General features: G+C 65.1%; 13 protein-coding genes. 7 read left to right on the forward strand and 6 right to left on the reverse strand.

The annotated features are described in order from the left end of the window. Window positions 1–41 precede the first annotated feature (41 nt). From APS40_RS23570 to APS40_RS23585, 4 genes are all read right to left on the reverse strand, one after another. Window positions 42–860 (reverse strand): RNA methyltransferase, encoded by an 819-nt coding sequence (locus APS40_RS23570; RefSeq protein WP_055049362.1) that lies wholly within the window; start codon window positions 858–860, stop codon window positions 42–44. 16 nt (window positions 861–876) lie between these two features. Beyond that, window positions 877–2,337 (reverse strand): GGDEF domain-containing protein, encoded by a 1,461-nt coding sequence (locus APS40_RS23575; protein ID WP_055049363.1) that lies wholly within the window; start codon window positions 2,335–2,337, stop codon window positions 877–879. Between the two features lie 204 nt (window positions 2,338–2,541). Further along, on the reverse strand, window positions 2,542–3,135 hold the full coding sequence (locus APS40_RS23580) for a GNAT family N-acetyltransferase (protein WP_055049364.1): 594 nt from the start codon (window positions 3,133–3,135) through the stop codon (window positions 2,542–2,544). Window positions 3,136–3,265: 130 nt separating this feature from the next. Continuing rightward, window positions 3,266–3,835 (reverse strand): GNAT family N-acetyltransferase, encoded by a 570-nt coding sequence (locus APS40_RS23585; protein ID WP_055049365.1) that lies wholly within the window; start codon window positions 3,833–3,835, stop codon window positions 3,266–3,268. 79 nt (window positions 3,836–3,914) lie between these two features. Between APS40_RS23585 and APS40_RS23590 the strand changes: the two genes are divergently transcribed. From APS40_RS23590 to APS40_RS23600, 3 genes are read left to right on the forward strand one after another with little or no spacing between them, the layout of a single operon-like run. After that, entirely contained in the window at window positions 3,915–4,358 is a 444-nt protein-coding gene (locus tag APS40_RS23590; protein ID WP_055049366.1) for a GFA family protein, read from the forward strand. After that, window positions 4,358–4,687, forward strand: a complete 330-nt coding sequence (locus tag APS40_RS23595) for a TfoX/Sxy family protein (protein ID WP_055049367.1) — start codon at window positions 4,358–4,360, stop codon at window positions 4,685–4,687. The genes APS40_RS23590 and APS40_RS23595 overlap by 1 nt, the downstream gene beginning before the upstream one ends. A gap of 14 nt (window positions 4,688–4,701) precedes the next feature. Further along, window positions 4,702–5,046 (forward strand): TfoX/Sxy family protein, encoded by a 345-nt coding sequence (locus APS40_RS23600; protein ID WP_055049368.1) that lies wholly within the window; start codon window positions 4,702–4,704, stop codon window positions 5,044–5,046. Between the two features lie 175 nt (window positions 5,047–5,221). Here APS40_RS23600 and fabF read toward each other — a convergent pair whose 3' ends face one another. Then, the gene (gene fabF / locus APS40_RS23605; RefSeq protein WP_055049369.1) at window positions 5,222–6,493 is read right to left on the reverse strand and encodes a beta-ketoacyl-ACP synthase II; all 1,272 of its coding nucleotides are present in this window, start codon (window positions 6,491–6,493) and stop codon (window positions 5,222–5,224) included. Window positions 6,494–6,554: 61 nt separating this feature from the next. Beyond that, window positions 6,555–6,929 carry a MarR family winged helix-turn-helix transcriptional regulator gene (locus tag APS40_RS23610; RefSeq protein WP_055049370.1) on the reverse strand — a complete coding sequence of 125 codons (375 nt, stop codon included), beginning with the start codon at window positions 6,927–6,929 and terminating at the stop codon, window positions 6,555–6,557. 195 nt (window positions 6,930–7,124) lie between these two features. Here APS40_RS23610 and APS40_RS23615 point away from each other — a divergent pair, with 195 nt between their 5' ends. The 4 genes from APS40_RS23615 (at window position 7,125) to APS40_RS23630 (ending at window position 11,994) form a co-directional block, all read left to right on the forward strand. Beyond that, complete coding sequence (locus APS40_RS23615; protein ID WP_055049371.1) at window positions 7,125–8,339, forward strand: NADP-dependent isocitrate dehydrogenase; 1,215 nt, start codon at window positions 7,125–7,127, stop codon at window positions 8,337–8,339. Beyond that, window positions 8,339–9,334, forward strand: coding sequence for a glycosyltransferase family 8 protein (locus tag APS40_RS23620; protein WP_055049372.1), 996 nt, complete (start codon window positions 8,339–8,341; stop codon window positions 9,332–9,334). Before APS40_RS23615 ends, APS40_RS23620 begins: the two co-directional genes overlap by 1 nt. 167 nt (window positions 9,335–9,501) lie before the next feature. After that, window positions 9,502–10,953, forward strand: coding sequence for a hypothetical protein (locus APS40_RS23625; protein ID WP_055049373.1), 1,452 nt, complete (start codon window positions 9,502–9,504; stop codon window positions 10,951–10,953). 63 nt (window positions 10,954–11,016) lie between these two features. Further along, a complete protein-coding gene (locus tag APS40_RS23630) occupies window positions 11,017–11,994 on the forward strand; it encodes a glycerophosphodiester phosphodiesterase family protein (RefSeq protein ID WP_055049374.1) in 978 nt (325 codons plus the stop codon). The last annotated feature ends 60 nt before the right edge of the window (window positions 11,995–12,054 follow it).

Here is a 12,054-nt window from a genome sequence, read left to right on the forward strand (position 1 = left end):
GGCGAACCGCCGTCAAAGCATACTTTCGGTCCTGCCGACGATCAGTCCTCGGGCTTCGCCGCTCTTGCCGCCTCGGCCTCCCGTGCCTTCCTGCCCTGCCGCAGGTGCGCCCGGTCGATCGACGAGATCACCCCGCGCAGGGTGCGGATTTCCTGGGTCGACAGCTGCGCGCGGGTAAAGGCCGCGCGCAGATTGTCCACCATGGTCGGCCGCTTGTCGTCGGTCTTGAAGAAGCCGGTCCGATCCAGCGTCTGCTCGAGATGAAGAAAGAGCCCGATCAGCTCTTCGCGCGGCGCCGTCGGGTCGAGCCCGCCGGTGAACGGCAAGACCTCGCCCTTGTCCGCCTGCTGCCGCCACTCGTAAGCCATCAGGAGCACCGCCTGCGCGATGTTGAGCGAGGCGAATGCGGCCTCGACCGGGAACGTCACGATGGCATCGGCCAGCGCGACCTCCTCGTTATAGAGACCCCATTTCTCCCGTCCGAACAGCAGCCCGGCCTTTTGCCCTGCTGCAATGTGCGAGATCATCCGCTGCGCCCCCTCTTCGGGGCCATAGACCGGCTTCTGCATGTCGCGCCGGCGAGCGGTGGTGGCGAACACCAGCTGCAGGTCGGCAATCGCCTCCTCGAGCGTCGCGAACACCCGCACCTTGTCGATGACGTGGTCGGCCCGCGAAGCCGCCGCTATGGCTCTCTCGTTCGGCCAGGGGTCGCGCGGGTTGACGATCCTGAGGTCCCACAGCCCGAAATTGGCCATGGCGCGAGCCGCTGTACCGATATTCTCGCCCAGTTGCGGCTCGCACAGGATGACCGCCGGGCTCGGCCGGAAGGTGAACTCCTGCGATTTGTCGGTTCCGGCCATCGGCGCGTCTGGTCCTCTAGTGCATTGACGGGCGCCCCGATGCCTCGGAGTCGCAAACCACCACCTGGTCGCGCCCTGCCCGCTTGGCCTCATACATCGCGCTGTCGGCAAGCGAAACCATTTCGGTGAGTCCCGCGCCGCTCGCTGGATCGTATGCCACCCCGATGCTGATGGTGATGCGCTGCAGGCTGCCGTTCTCCAGCACCACGGCGAGGTTGGCGACGGCCCTGCGCATCCGCTCGGCGACCGCCTGCGCTTCGCGCCGCGTGATCCGCGGCAGGACCAGGGCGAACTCTTCGCCGCCGATCCGGCCGAACAGGTCGCCCTGTCGGATGGCGCTGCGGATCGCCGCTGCCACCCCCACAAGCACCCGGTCGCCCGAGGGATGACCATGCCGATCATTGATCTGTTTGAAGTGGTCGGCATCGAGTACCAGCACCGCGACTGCCGCCCGCTCCTCGAGCAGCCGGGCAAGCAATCCGGCTCCTGCCTCCATGAAAGCGCTGCGCGTCAGCGCGTCGGTGAGCGAATCGTGCCGCGCCAGGCGCTCCAGTTGTTCGATGCGTCGCCGGCGTTCGGCGTTGACGCTCGCAATCACCATCGGCCCAAACGCCACCAGGGCCACTCCCAGATGGACCACGGTGATCGAATCGCCGGTGACCTCGGTGCCCAGCCCCGGATCGAACAGCCCCAGTTTCATCCCGATCATCGCGGTGCCCGAGTAGATCATGACCAGTACCGCCGTCGCCGGCAGGGGCAGGCTCAGCGCGCACCAGATCAGCGTCGGAACCGGAAACACGATCGAGACCGGATGTGGCACCAGCAGCGCCACTACGATCATCAGCACCGTCGCGACGATGGGTGGCAGCACCGCTTGCCACGCGACGCGACCGAGAGCGGGCAGCGACCACCCCCTGGCGGGCGACGGCAGCGTCAGGATGACCGGCAACAGCGCCAGATAGTTCACCAGCTCTGCGGCAAACCAGCCCGACCAGCCCTCGAAATAGCTCACCCCGGTGAGTTCGCTCAACGCCAGGCCGCCGACCACGCCCGCGGCTGCCGACGCCGCGCAGGCCATCAGCACGAGCGAGATCACGCCTTGGGGCCGGGAGAGCGCCCGGTCTTCCGGTTCCAGTGCGCCGAACAGCAGCGTAAACGCCAGCACGCCAACCAGGTTGCCCAGCGTCAACAACGCGCCGATCCGAAAGCTGTCGCCCATCACCAGCCCCGCCGCGAGATAGCCGGCGGTGGCGCCAAGCAGCACCGGCACGGTGCGTAGCCGCATAGCCCGAACCAGGATTCCGGCGAGGATTGCATTGGCCGGCCAGAACGCTGCCAGAAATCCGCTTGGTCGCGAAATGCTCCCGGCCAGGGCTGCCAGAAAGACCAGGACGGCGACGACAAGAATATCGCGTGGAGAAACGGCAAACAGACGGCTGCGGCCATCGCCGTCTCCGGCCGCGGGAGTGAAGTTCATCGGGGGCCTCTGCGCGTGCGTCCAACCGTGGACACCGCGCCGGACGCCTGACCCCTCAATCAGCACCCGGCATCTACTGCGATGCCACAACGGGCATAGTAGAACACGCATACGCGTCTTCGTCAGGAGGCTCGCATGCCAGCCATGCAGTTTTTGCAAGTCGACGGAAAGCTACGTACAAACTAGTATTCCGCGCGCGTGAGGTCAGGCCACCATATGGCGGTGCAACTCCTTCACCTTGCTGCTGCGCAGCCACTCGCGATCGAGGATGGCAAAGTGCAGCTCCTCATCCCACTCGCCCTGGAACAACGCGTGCTCGCGGAAATGCGCCTCCAGCCGCATCCCGAGTTCCTTGAGCAGCTTGGCTGACGACTGGTTGCGCCCCGAGCACCGCGCGAAGATGCGGTGCAGCCCGAGCTCTTCGAAGCCGAGGTCCAGCATGGCGCGTACCGCTTCGCGCGCATAGCCCTGCCCACGCTGCGCTGGGCTGAGAATGAAGCGCAGCTCCGCCTGCCCCGCAGTCGCGTCGGTCCAGCGCAGTGACACCTGGCCGATCAGCAGCTCGTCGGCCTTGCGCACCACTGCGAGGGTGAGCACATCGCCCGGACGGTTCAATCGTTGCTGCGCGCACATCGCATCGAGCGCGGCTTTCACCTCGACACGATCGCGCGCCTTCCAATCGAGATAGCGCTGCACCTCAGGCAACGCATGATAGGACATCACCGCATCCAGGTCGGACTTCTGGAAGCTCCTGAGGGTAAGTCTCTCCGTCTCAATAGGAAAATCGGGCATCGTCATGTCGGCTCCTCCCCTTACGCTTCAAATGTAAGGTGGGAACGTCACGGATTGATGGCGGTTCCGCCTTAGTCGTTGAAATATCTTGCTAAATCCAGCCGCCCCGATGGAATAGCCAAGTCCTTGGCAGCACTTAGCTTCCGGCGTCGGCGCGCCACTCTTGCTCGAGCAGGGCATAGACGAACTCCTCGTCCCAGCCGCCCTTGAACAGCGCATGCTCGCGGAAATGTGCCTCCCGACGCATGCCCAGCCGCTCCATCACCTTCCAGGAGCTGGCATTGCGCGCGTCGCACCGTGCATAGATCCGGTGCATCCCGGCCCCTTCGAAGCCCATCTGCAACAGCATACGGGCCGCTTCCGTGGCAAAACCCTGCCCGTGAAACTCGGGGTGGAAGATGTAGCCGATCTCCGCCTGGCGAGCCGCCGCGTCCCGAAGGATCAGCGACACTTCGCCGATCACCTGCTGCGTATGCCTAAGCTCCACTGCGAGAAACACTTTGGCGCTCTCGGTATCGAACCCGTACTGCCCGATCCGGTGCTGCACCACCTCGGTGACGCTCTCGTGGCTCATCGGACCATCGAACAGGTACTGCGCCACATCCTCGCGCTGCCGGTAGGCGAACACCGCATCGACATCGCCGCGGCTGAACGGCCGCAGTCGCAGCCGTTCGGTTTCGATCGGATAGTGGGGCGCATAGAGCATGCCGTTCGTCTAAAGCCGGCGTCGCCGAGGATCAAGCAGGCGGCTTGCGCATGGCAAATCCTCGGTGTCAGCATGCGGCATGACCGCGAGCGACAAACCCCAGATCGAACTCAGCGCCGGCTGCGCCTGCGGCGCCGTCACGCTGTCGGTCAAGGGCCGCGTCCGTTCGATGTTGCTGTGTTCGTGCGAGGATTGCCAACGGGCTACCGGCACCGGGCATTCGACCGTCGCTCTGGTCCGCACCGGCAATGTTGCCGTCACCGGCCCCGCCGCCAGCTTCGCCCGACCGGCTCACTCGGGGGCAACGCTTACCCGCTGGTTCTGTCCGACCTGCGGTACGCCGCTCTACGCCAGGTCGAGCCGCGCGCCCGAGTTGCTGATGCTGCCGGTCGGTCTGTTCGGTTCGAACGCCACCTGGTTCGCCCCCAGCCAGTTGATCTTTGCCCGCAGCCACCACGCCTGGGACAGCCTGCCCGAGGCGATCGCCCAGCACGCCACCTATCGCAATCCGGAGTCCACCTGATGAGCACCGCATCCGACGCCATGGGCGAGCGGCTACGTCCGCTGCTGCCCGCCGGCCTCGTCGAAAAGAAGATGTTTGGCGGCATTGGTTTCATGCTCAACGGCAACATGGCCATCGGCACCACCGCCAAGGGCGAACTGCTGGTCCGCATCGACCCGGCAAAGCAGGCCGAAGCACTGGCCCAACCCGGCGCCTACCAGATGCATATGGGCCCTCGGCCAATGACCGGCTTCATCGCGGTCGACGCCACCGGCACGCCGGATGACACGGCGCTGGGCCGCTGGATCGCTTACGCGCTCGGCTTCGCCAATACCCTTCCGCCAAAGTAAGGTCCTGCCGCCAGATGAAGTCCACCTCCACCACCATGACGCACCTCGCCGAGCGGATTCGCGATATCCTCGACGGCGATCCGCGCATCACCGAAAAGACCATGTTCGGCGGCCTCACCTTCCTGCTCAACGGCCACATCCTGGTCGGCTGCAAGAAAGACGGTCGCATCCTGCTCAGCGTCGGCAAGGACAACAACGAGGCTGCCTTGGCCCGCCCCCGCGCAACGCAGATGATCCACGGCGACAAGGCCATGCGCGGTTTCATCTGGGTCGATGCCGAGGCGATCGAAGAGGACGACGACCTGCGCGACTGGGTGGAGACGGCCGAGCGCTGGGTCGCGGCGATGCCGCCGAAGTAGCCGCGACGGTACCACCGGTCCCCTCCCTCCCTCTCGTGGGGAGGGTAGCGAAGCAGGGTCTGGCGACGCCAGGTCCGTTGCGTAGCTGGGTGGGGGCTGCCCCACGCTCAGAGCGTGTGCCCCCCCTTGATCCCTCCCCACAAGGGGGAGGGAGACGAGGACAGCTACACCTCCCCTAGATCGCCGAGAACACCAGCGTCGCGTTCACCCCGCCAAAGCCGAAGGCATTCGACAGGGCGTGGCGGACGGTCTTTTCCTGCGCCACCTTGGGCACCAGGTTGAACTGTTCGCCGACGTCGGGGTCTTCGAGGTTGCGGGTCGGCGGCACGATGCCGTTGCGGATTGCAAGGATCGAGAACAGCGCCTCGATGGCGCCCGCCGCCCCCATAAGGTGGCCGGTGGCCGACTTGGTCGAGGAGATCGCCAGGTCCTTGCCGCGATTGGCGAACACCGCGCCGATCCCAGCCAGTTCCGCCGCATCGCCGACCTGGGTCGAGGTGGAGTGCGCGTTGATGTAGTCGATCTCGCCCGGGGACAACCCGGCCATCCGCAGTGCGCCGCGCATCGCCGCCTGCGCTCCGGCGCCTCCCGGCTCACCGGCGGTCAGGTGGTAGGCATCGGCCGACGTCCCGTAACCGGACAGTATCGCGAGCGGCGTGGCGCCCCGCGCCCTGGCGTGGCTAAGCCGTTCGATGACCAGCACCGCGGCGCCCTCGGCCAGCACGAACCCGTCGCGCTTGCGGTCGAACGGTCGTGAGGCGCCTTCCGGATCGTCGTTGAACGCCGTCGCCAAGGCCCGGGCCGCACCGAATCCGCCGACAGAAATCGGATCGACCGAGCCTTCGGCCCCACCGACCACGGCCACGTCGGCTTCGCCGGTGAGGATCAGCCGCATGCCGTCGCCGATCGCCTGCCCCGACGCGGCGCAGGCCGTCACCGGTGCGCCGATCGGCCCCTTGAAGCCGTAGCGAATGGAGATCCATCCCGCCGCGAGGTTGGCGAGAAAGCTCGGCACCGTGAACGGCGACAGCCGCCGCGGGCCTTTCTCGATGATGGTCTCGACGGCATGGGCCATCACCGGCGAACCGCCGACGCCGGTGCCGATCACAGTGGCGGTCCGCGCCTTTTCGTCCTCTGTCTGGGGCGCCCAGCCGGACTGGCTGATCGCTTCCTGCGCCGCGACCAGTCCATACTGGATGAAGAGGTCCATCTTCTTGATGTCCTTGGGGTCGATCGCCGCCAGCGGATCGAATCCCTCGGGGTCCGTCTCGATGGTCGGTACCAGTCCCGCCACCTTGGCGGCATAGTCGGTCACGTCGAACCGCGTGTTCCTGACGATGCCGCTCCTGCCGGCGATGAGCCGCGACCACACGGTCTCGACCCCGGTGCCGAGCGGGCTCACGACGCCCATGCCGGTTACGACGATCGGATCGGACTGAGTTGCCATCGAGGTGCTTCCTTCTGTGTAGTTACACGGTTGAGGTCGGATTGTGCGCCACCCATCCTGGTCAGATGGTGGCGAGCCGCTGCAGTTTCATGAGCGTATCTTCGAACCCATCGGCGCCGAGCTCCTGACGAATCTCCGCCTGTGCCTTCCGCCACAGCGGCAGCAGCTCGTCCACCAGCGCCCTGCCCTTCGGGGTCAGAGAGCAGATGCGGCCATTGCCATGCTCGGCCGGCCGCGAAGCGATCAGCCCCATCTTCTCCAGCCGATCGAGGTTGCGTGTCAGCGTCGTCCGCTCGAAGCCGCGCTGTTCCGCCAGTTCGCTGACGTTCCGCTCGCCCGAAGCGACGATCAGCCCGAGCACCGAATACTGCGTCGAGGTGATGCCGAACGGCCGCGTATAGGCATCGTAGCGTCTCGTAATCGCCCGCGCTGCCATTCGCGTATTCGAAACCATGCAGCGGCTGAAATCATCCATGGACCGATAGATAGTGTGTATATGCACGGTGTCAACGACTGTAGGTCGCTTTCCGACAGATCGAACCGGCACTCGCGCCCGCGGGCGCTTCCCCGTGCCCGATTTCATGCTATTAGCCGCGGCATCAGATTTTCCGCGCCGCTGAGGAGCTTACGCATGGCCAAGATCAAAGTTGCCAACCCTGTCGTCGATCTCGACGGCGACGAGATGACCCGCATCATCTGGCAGGCGATCAAGGACAAGCTGATCCTTCCCTATCTCGATCTCGACATCGAGTATTATGACCTGTCGGTGCAGAACCGCGACGCCACCAACGACCAGGTGACTGTCGATGCTGCCAACGCCATCAAGAAGCATGGCGTCGGGATCAAGTGCGCCACCATCACCCCCGACGAGCAGCGAGTCGAAGAGTTCAAGCTCAAGAAGATGTGGAAGTCGCCCAACGGCACCATCCGCAACATCCTGGGCGGTGTGATCTTCCGCGAGCCGATCATCATGTCGAACGTGCCGCGCCTGGTGCCCGGCTGGACCCAGCCGATCATCGTCGGCCGCCACGCCTTCGGCGACCAGTACCGCGCCACCGACTTCAAGTTCCCCGGCAAGGGCAAGCTGACGATGAAGTTCGTCGGCGATGACGGCACGGTGCAGGAATACGACGTGTTCGACGCCCCCTCGGCCGGCGTCGCCATGGGCATGTACAACCTCGACGATTCCATCGCCGACTTCGCCCACGCCTCGTTCAACTACGCCATCAACCGCAAGGTCCCGTGCTACCTCTCCACCAAGAACACCATCCTCAAGGCCTATGACGGGCGCTTCAAGGATATCTTCCAGGAGATCTTCGACCGCGACTACAAGGCGAAGTTCGACGAATTGAAAATCTGGTACGAGCACCGCCTGATCGACGACATGGTCGCCTCGGCGCTGAAGTGGTCCGGCGGCTATGTCTGGGCCTGCAAGAACTATGACGGCGATGTCCAGTCCGACATCGTGGCCCAGGGCTTTGGTTCGCTCGGCCTGATGACCTCGGTGCTGATGACCCCCGATGGCAAGATCGTCGAGGCGGAAGCCGCCCACGGCACCGTCACCCGGCATTATCGCCAGCATCAGCAGGGCAAGGAGACCTCGACCAACTCCATCGCCTCGATCTTTGCCTGGACGCGTGGCCTACAGCACCGCGCCAAGCTCGACGACAACGCCGAGCTGGCGAAGTTCGCCGAGACCCTGGAGCAGGTCTGCATCGACACTGTCGAAGGCGGCCAGATGACCAAGGATCTGGCTTTGCTCGTCGGCCCCGACCAGAAGTGGCTGTCGACTCTCGGCTTCCTCGACGCGATCGACGCCAACCTCAAGAAGGCCATGGCCGCCTGATGTCTGCTCCGGTCGCAGGCGGCGGCACCGTCGCCGTCTGCACCGCCCTCGATGCCGGCTATTTGCCGCTGGTACCGGTGGTCGCCACCTCCATCGCGGCCAGCGCTGCTCCCGGTCGGCAGGTTGTGTTCCACGTGCTCTACGACGGGCCCGACAGCCCGATCGTGCGCCACATCGAGCGCTGGCGCCACCCGCAGGTGGAGATCATCCTGCATCGCCTCGACAACCCGCTCGCCGCGGTGGGCACTGTCAGTGGCTTTCCACCCTCGACACTGTTCCGCTTTGTCGTTCCCCGCGTGCTCGCCGATCTCGATCGCGTCATCTACCTGGATGCCGACCTGATCGTCGAAGCCGACCTTGCGCCGCTGTTCAATGCGCCCCTCGACGGCAAGCCGCTCGCGGCAGCCGTCGACGTCCGTATGATCGACGAGGCGCTTGCCGTGCAGCCGCACCGGCAGGCGCTGCGCGAGCGCACCTTCGCCTATCTGCGCGACGTGTTGGGGTTCGGCGACGCCGCTGAGATGCTCGGCTGCATCCAGGCCGGCGTCACCGTGCTCGACCTGCGGCAACTGCGTGATCTTGGCTACGAGCAACGCATGACCGACACGGTATTGAGCATGCGTGACGTGTTGCAGTTTGCCGACCAATGCGCCATCAACGCCGCCTTCCGCGGCAATATCGCGTTGCTGGATCCGCGCTGGAACGTCCTGCCTGAAGCGCTCGTCGACGACATGTGGGATACGGTAGCCCCGGAGCTCGCTCCTCAGGTCGCGCTGCAGCGCGCCGACCCCTGGATCATCCATTTTGCTTACCGCAAACCATGGCGCCGCTGGGGTCTGCCGGCCAGCGATCGATGGTGGGCGCACGCGCGCCGTGCGGGACTCGGCTTCTATTTCGCTCGTCAGTTCCTCGCGACCCGCGCCAGGATCGAGTTCACGACGCTTCGCGGCAAGCTGATGCGCCGCCTCGGCAAAACCCGAACACCAAAAACCTGATCTCGCCAACCCAAGGACGCTTGTGTTGAGAGCGTCAAACCTCCTAGAAAAACAAGTTCTCGGGGGGACTCCGAAACATGCGGTTGTCAGTATTTCTTGCAGTTCTTCTGTCGTTCGCGGCAGCCACGACCCTCCCCGCCGCCGCCGCAACTATTTCAATCGTCTCGATGCAGTATTCGGCGGCACATCCGGTGCCGCACCTGCACTATGAGGGCGAGTCCCTCGATGGCGACGTCGCCACGCTGCAGGACATGTACGACACCTTCGTCAAATGCCGGCTGTCCTGCATCGGCCCCGACGGCGGGGCGACGGCGGTGCTCACCTTGAACGGCCCGGGCGGCAGCTATTACGAGGGCCTGGCGCTCGCCGATTTCCTGCGCGCCAACCACATCGCCACCGTGGTCGAGCGCGGCAACAGCTGCTACTCGGCCTGTGCCTTCGCCTTCCTCGGCGGCTCGGCATGGTCCAGCCAGGATGGCGTCGGCACCTATGTCGATCGCATGGTCGAGCCGGGATCAATCGTCGGCTTCCACGCCCCTTATGCCGACGAAGAGTCCTTCACCAACGCGCTCAACGAACGCGGCGCCATGGCCATGCAAGGCCAGACGCGGGACTCCCTGGCGCTGATGGTCAAGGAGTTGGTGAAATGGAACGTCGATCCGGAGGTCATCTTCAAGATGGTCGGCATGGGGCCGGACCAGACCTATGACCTGCTGACGGCTGAGGACCTCTACCTGGCGCGGGTCGCCCTGCCCCCCACTCCGTCCTCCGGCTGGATCACCGATCTGCCCTCGGCCATTCGCGAGGCCTGTTTCCGCCTCCTCGCCATCGACGAGCGGGCCGATCCCTATGACATGCAGTGGCGCTTCGAGTCCGACTACACGCCCTCCATCGGCAAGGCCGAGTTCGCCGGATCGATTTCCGGTTACAAGTTGGGCGAGCGCCTGCTCGATATCGGCAGTTGCTCGGCAACCGACGTATCCATGGCCACCGATGGTGACTATGAGATCGCGCTCTATTTTACCCCGGGTGTCGATGGCCTCAATGCCGCAAGCACCAGTTTCTTCAACCGCCAGCACGGCTGGTCGAGTGCCGGCGTCGGACGCGACCCCTTGAAGCGGATCTTCGCCAAGGGGCCGTTGAACAGCTTCTTCCTGCCGCTCGATGCCGATATCGACAGCCTCGATCTGCCGGGCGAAGCCGACATCGACGCCAACCGCTTCAACATGGCGCTGCCGCCTCTGCTCCCGACCATGCCCAGCGATCTCGTCGTCGACGCCAGCACGCCCACCTCGCGCGTTTCACATCTGGGCGATGTCTTCGTCTTCGAGCGCGTCGGCCCGCGCCAGCTCTACGACAGCGCCCGTGCGCAGGGAGCGCTTGGCCGCGCCTACACCAACGATGTCAGCAGCGAAACGGGCTTCGTGCGCGAAGGCAGCTTCGTCGACACCGCCGCGACCTTCGTCTGGTTCGGCATGCTGAACGGCGAGAGCAGCGCGGTGGTCGAGGCCATCGTCATCAAGCCGGACGGGGAGGCCCCGACCGACGAGGACCTGGCGACTCTACGGCGCATCCAGTGCGACACCGATTTCCTCGGCGCAAAACTCAACTGCGGCTGAGCCGATCCGGCCATACTTGAGCCACGAACCGAAACCAGCGTCAGCCCTCTTCGAGGGGTATCGATGTTCAAGAAGATTCTGCTCGGCCTCACGGTCATCGTCGCGGCGGTCTACGTCTGGAACGCGTCCTGGCGCGTGGCGCCGCCCACCGGCAAGCTCGAGCTGATCGCGCATCGCGGCGTGCACCAGACGTTCGATCGCGCCGACCTCAAGAACGACACCTGCACCGCTGAGCGGATCGACCAGCCCACTCACGATTATCTCGAGAACACCATCCCCTCGATGCAGGCGGCGTTCGCCGCCGGCGCCGACATCGTCGAACTCGATGTGCATCCCACCACCGATGGGCAGTTCGCCGTGCTGCACGACTGGACCGTCGACTGCCGCACCGAAGGCAACGGCGAGACGCGTCGCCACGACATGGCGTCGCTCAAACTGCTCGACATCGGCTACGGCTATACCGCCGATGGCGGCGCTACCTATCCGTTCCGCGGCAAGGGCGTCGGCCTGATGCCCGAACTGAAGGAGGTGTTCGGCGGCCTCCCCGACCGCCGCTTCCTCGTGAACTTCAAGAGCAATGAAGCCCGCGAGGGCGACATGCTGGCAGAGCTGCTCGCCGGCCACCCCGAATGGCGCGCAGCCGTGTGGGGCGCCTATGGCGGCGATCCCCCGACCTACCGCGCCGCCGAGCTGATCGGCGGTCTCAATGTCTGGTCCCGCAAAGGGCTGATCGATTGCCTGCTGCAATATGAGACCCTCGGGTGGACCGGCCTCGTGCCCGACGCCTGCCGCAACACCAAGGTGATGTTGCCCATCAACATTGCACCATTCGTCTGGGGCTGGCCCAACCTGTTCATCGAGCGTCTCCGGCAGGCCGGCTCCGAGGTGATCCTGCTGGGTCCCTACAGTGCCGGCGATCCCGGCACGGCCGGCATCGACACCCCGGAGTTGCTGGCGCAGGTGCCGGATAACTTCTCCGGCTACATCTGGACCAACAAGATCGAAACCATCGGTCCACTCGCCGGCGCTCGTTTCAAGTAGAGACGAAATAATTAGCAGCTGTGGCCTTTACCCCCATCGACGGTGCCGCCGACCCATCGT

This window comes from Devosia sp. A16 (assembly GCF_001402915.1).
Lineage (GTDB): Bacteria > Pseudomonadota > Alphaproteobacteria > Rhizobiales > Devosiaceae > Devosia_A.

Bases quoted from the DNA above. Each gene is read 5' to 3' on its own strand.
- APS40_RS23580 (WP_055049364.1), bottom strand. From the start codon at position 3,135: ATGACGATGCCCGATTTTCCTATTGAGACGGAGAGACTTACCCTCAGG.
- APS40_RS23620 (WP_055049372.1), top strand. From the start codon at position 8,339: ATGTCTGCTCCGGTCGCAGGCGGCGGCACCGTCGCCGTCTGCACCGCC.
- APS40_RS23570 (WP_055049362.1), bottom strand. From the start codon at position 860: ATGGCCGGAACCGACAAATCGCAGGAGTTCACCTTCCGGCCGAGCCCG.
- APS40_RS23585 (WP_055049365.1), bottom strand. From the start codon at position 3,835: ATGCTCTATGCGCCCCACTATCCGATCGAAACCGAACGGCTGCGACTG.
- APS40_RS23590 (WP_055049366.1), top strand. From the start codon at position 3,915: ATGACCGCGAGCGACAAACCCCAGATCGAACTCAGCGCCGGCTGCGCC.
- APS40_RS23575 (WP_055049363.1), bottom strand. From the start codon at position 2,337: ATGAACTTCACTCCCGCGGCCGGAGACGGCGATGGCCGCAGCCGTCTG.
- APS40_RS23600 (WP_055049368.1), top strand. From the start codon at position 4,702: ATGAAGTCCACCTCCACCACCATGACGCACCTCGCCGAGCGGATTCGC.
- APS40_RS23610 (WP_055049370.1), bottom strand. From the start codon at position 6,929: ATGGCAGCGCGGGCGATTACGAGACGCTACGATGCCTATACGCGGCCG.
- APS40_RS23615 (WP_055049371.1), top strand. From the start codon at position 7,125: ATGGCCAAGATCAAAGTTGCCAACCCTGTCGTCGATCTCGACGGCGAC.
- APS40_RS23630 (WP_055049374.1), top strand. From the start codon at position 11,017: ATGTTCAAGAAGATTCTGCTCGGCCTCACGGTCATCGTCGCGGCGGTC.
- APS40_RS23625 (WP_055049373.1), top strand. From the start codon at position 9,502: ATGCAGTATTCGGCGGCACATCCGGTGCCGCACCTGCACTATGAGGGC.
- fabF (WP_055049369.1), bottom strand. From the start codon at position 6,493: ATGGCAACTCAGTCCGATCCGATCGTCGTAACCGGCATGGGCGTCGTG.
- APS40_RS23595 (WP_055049367.1), top strand. From the start codon at position 4,358: ATGAGCACCGCATCCGACGCCATGGGCGAGCGGCTACGTCCGCTGCTG.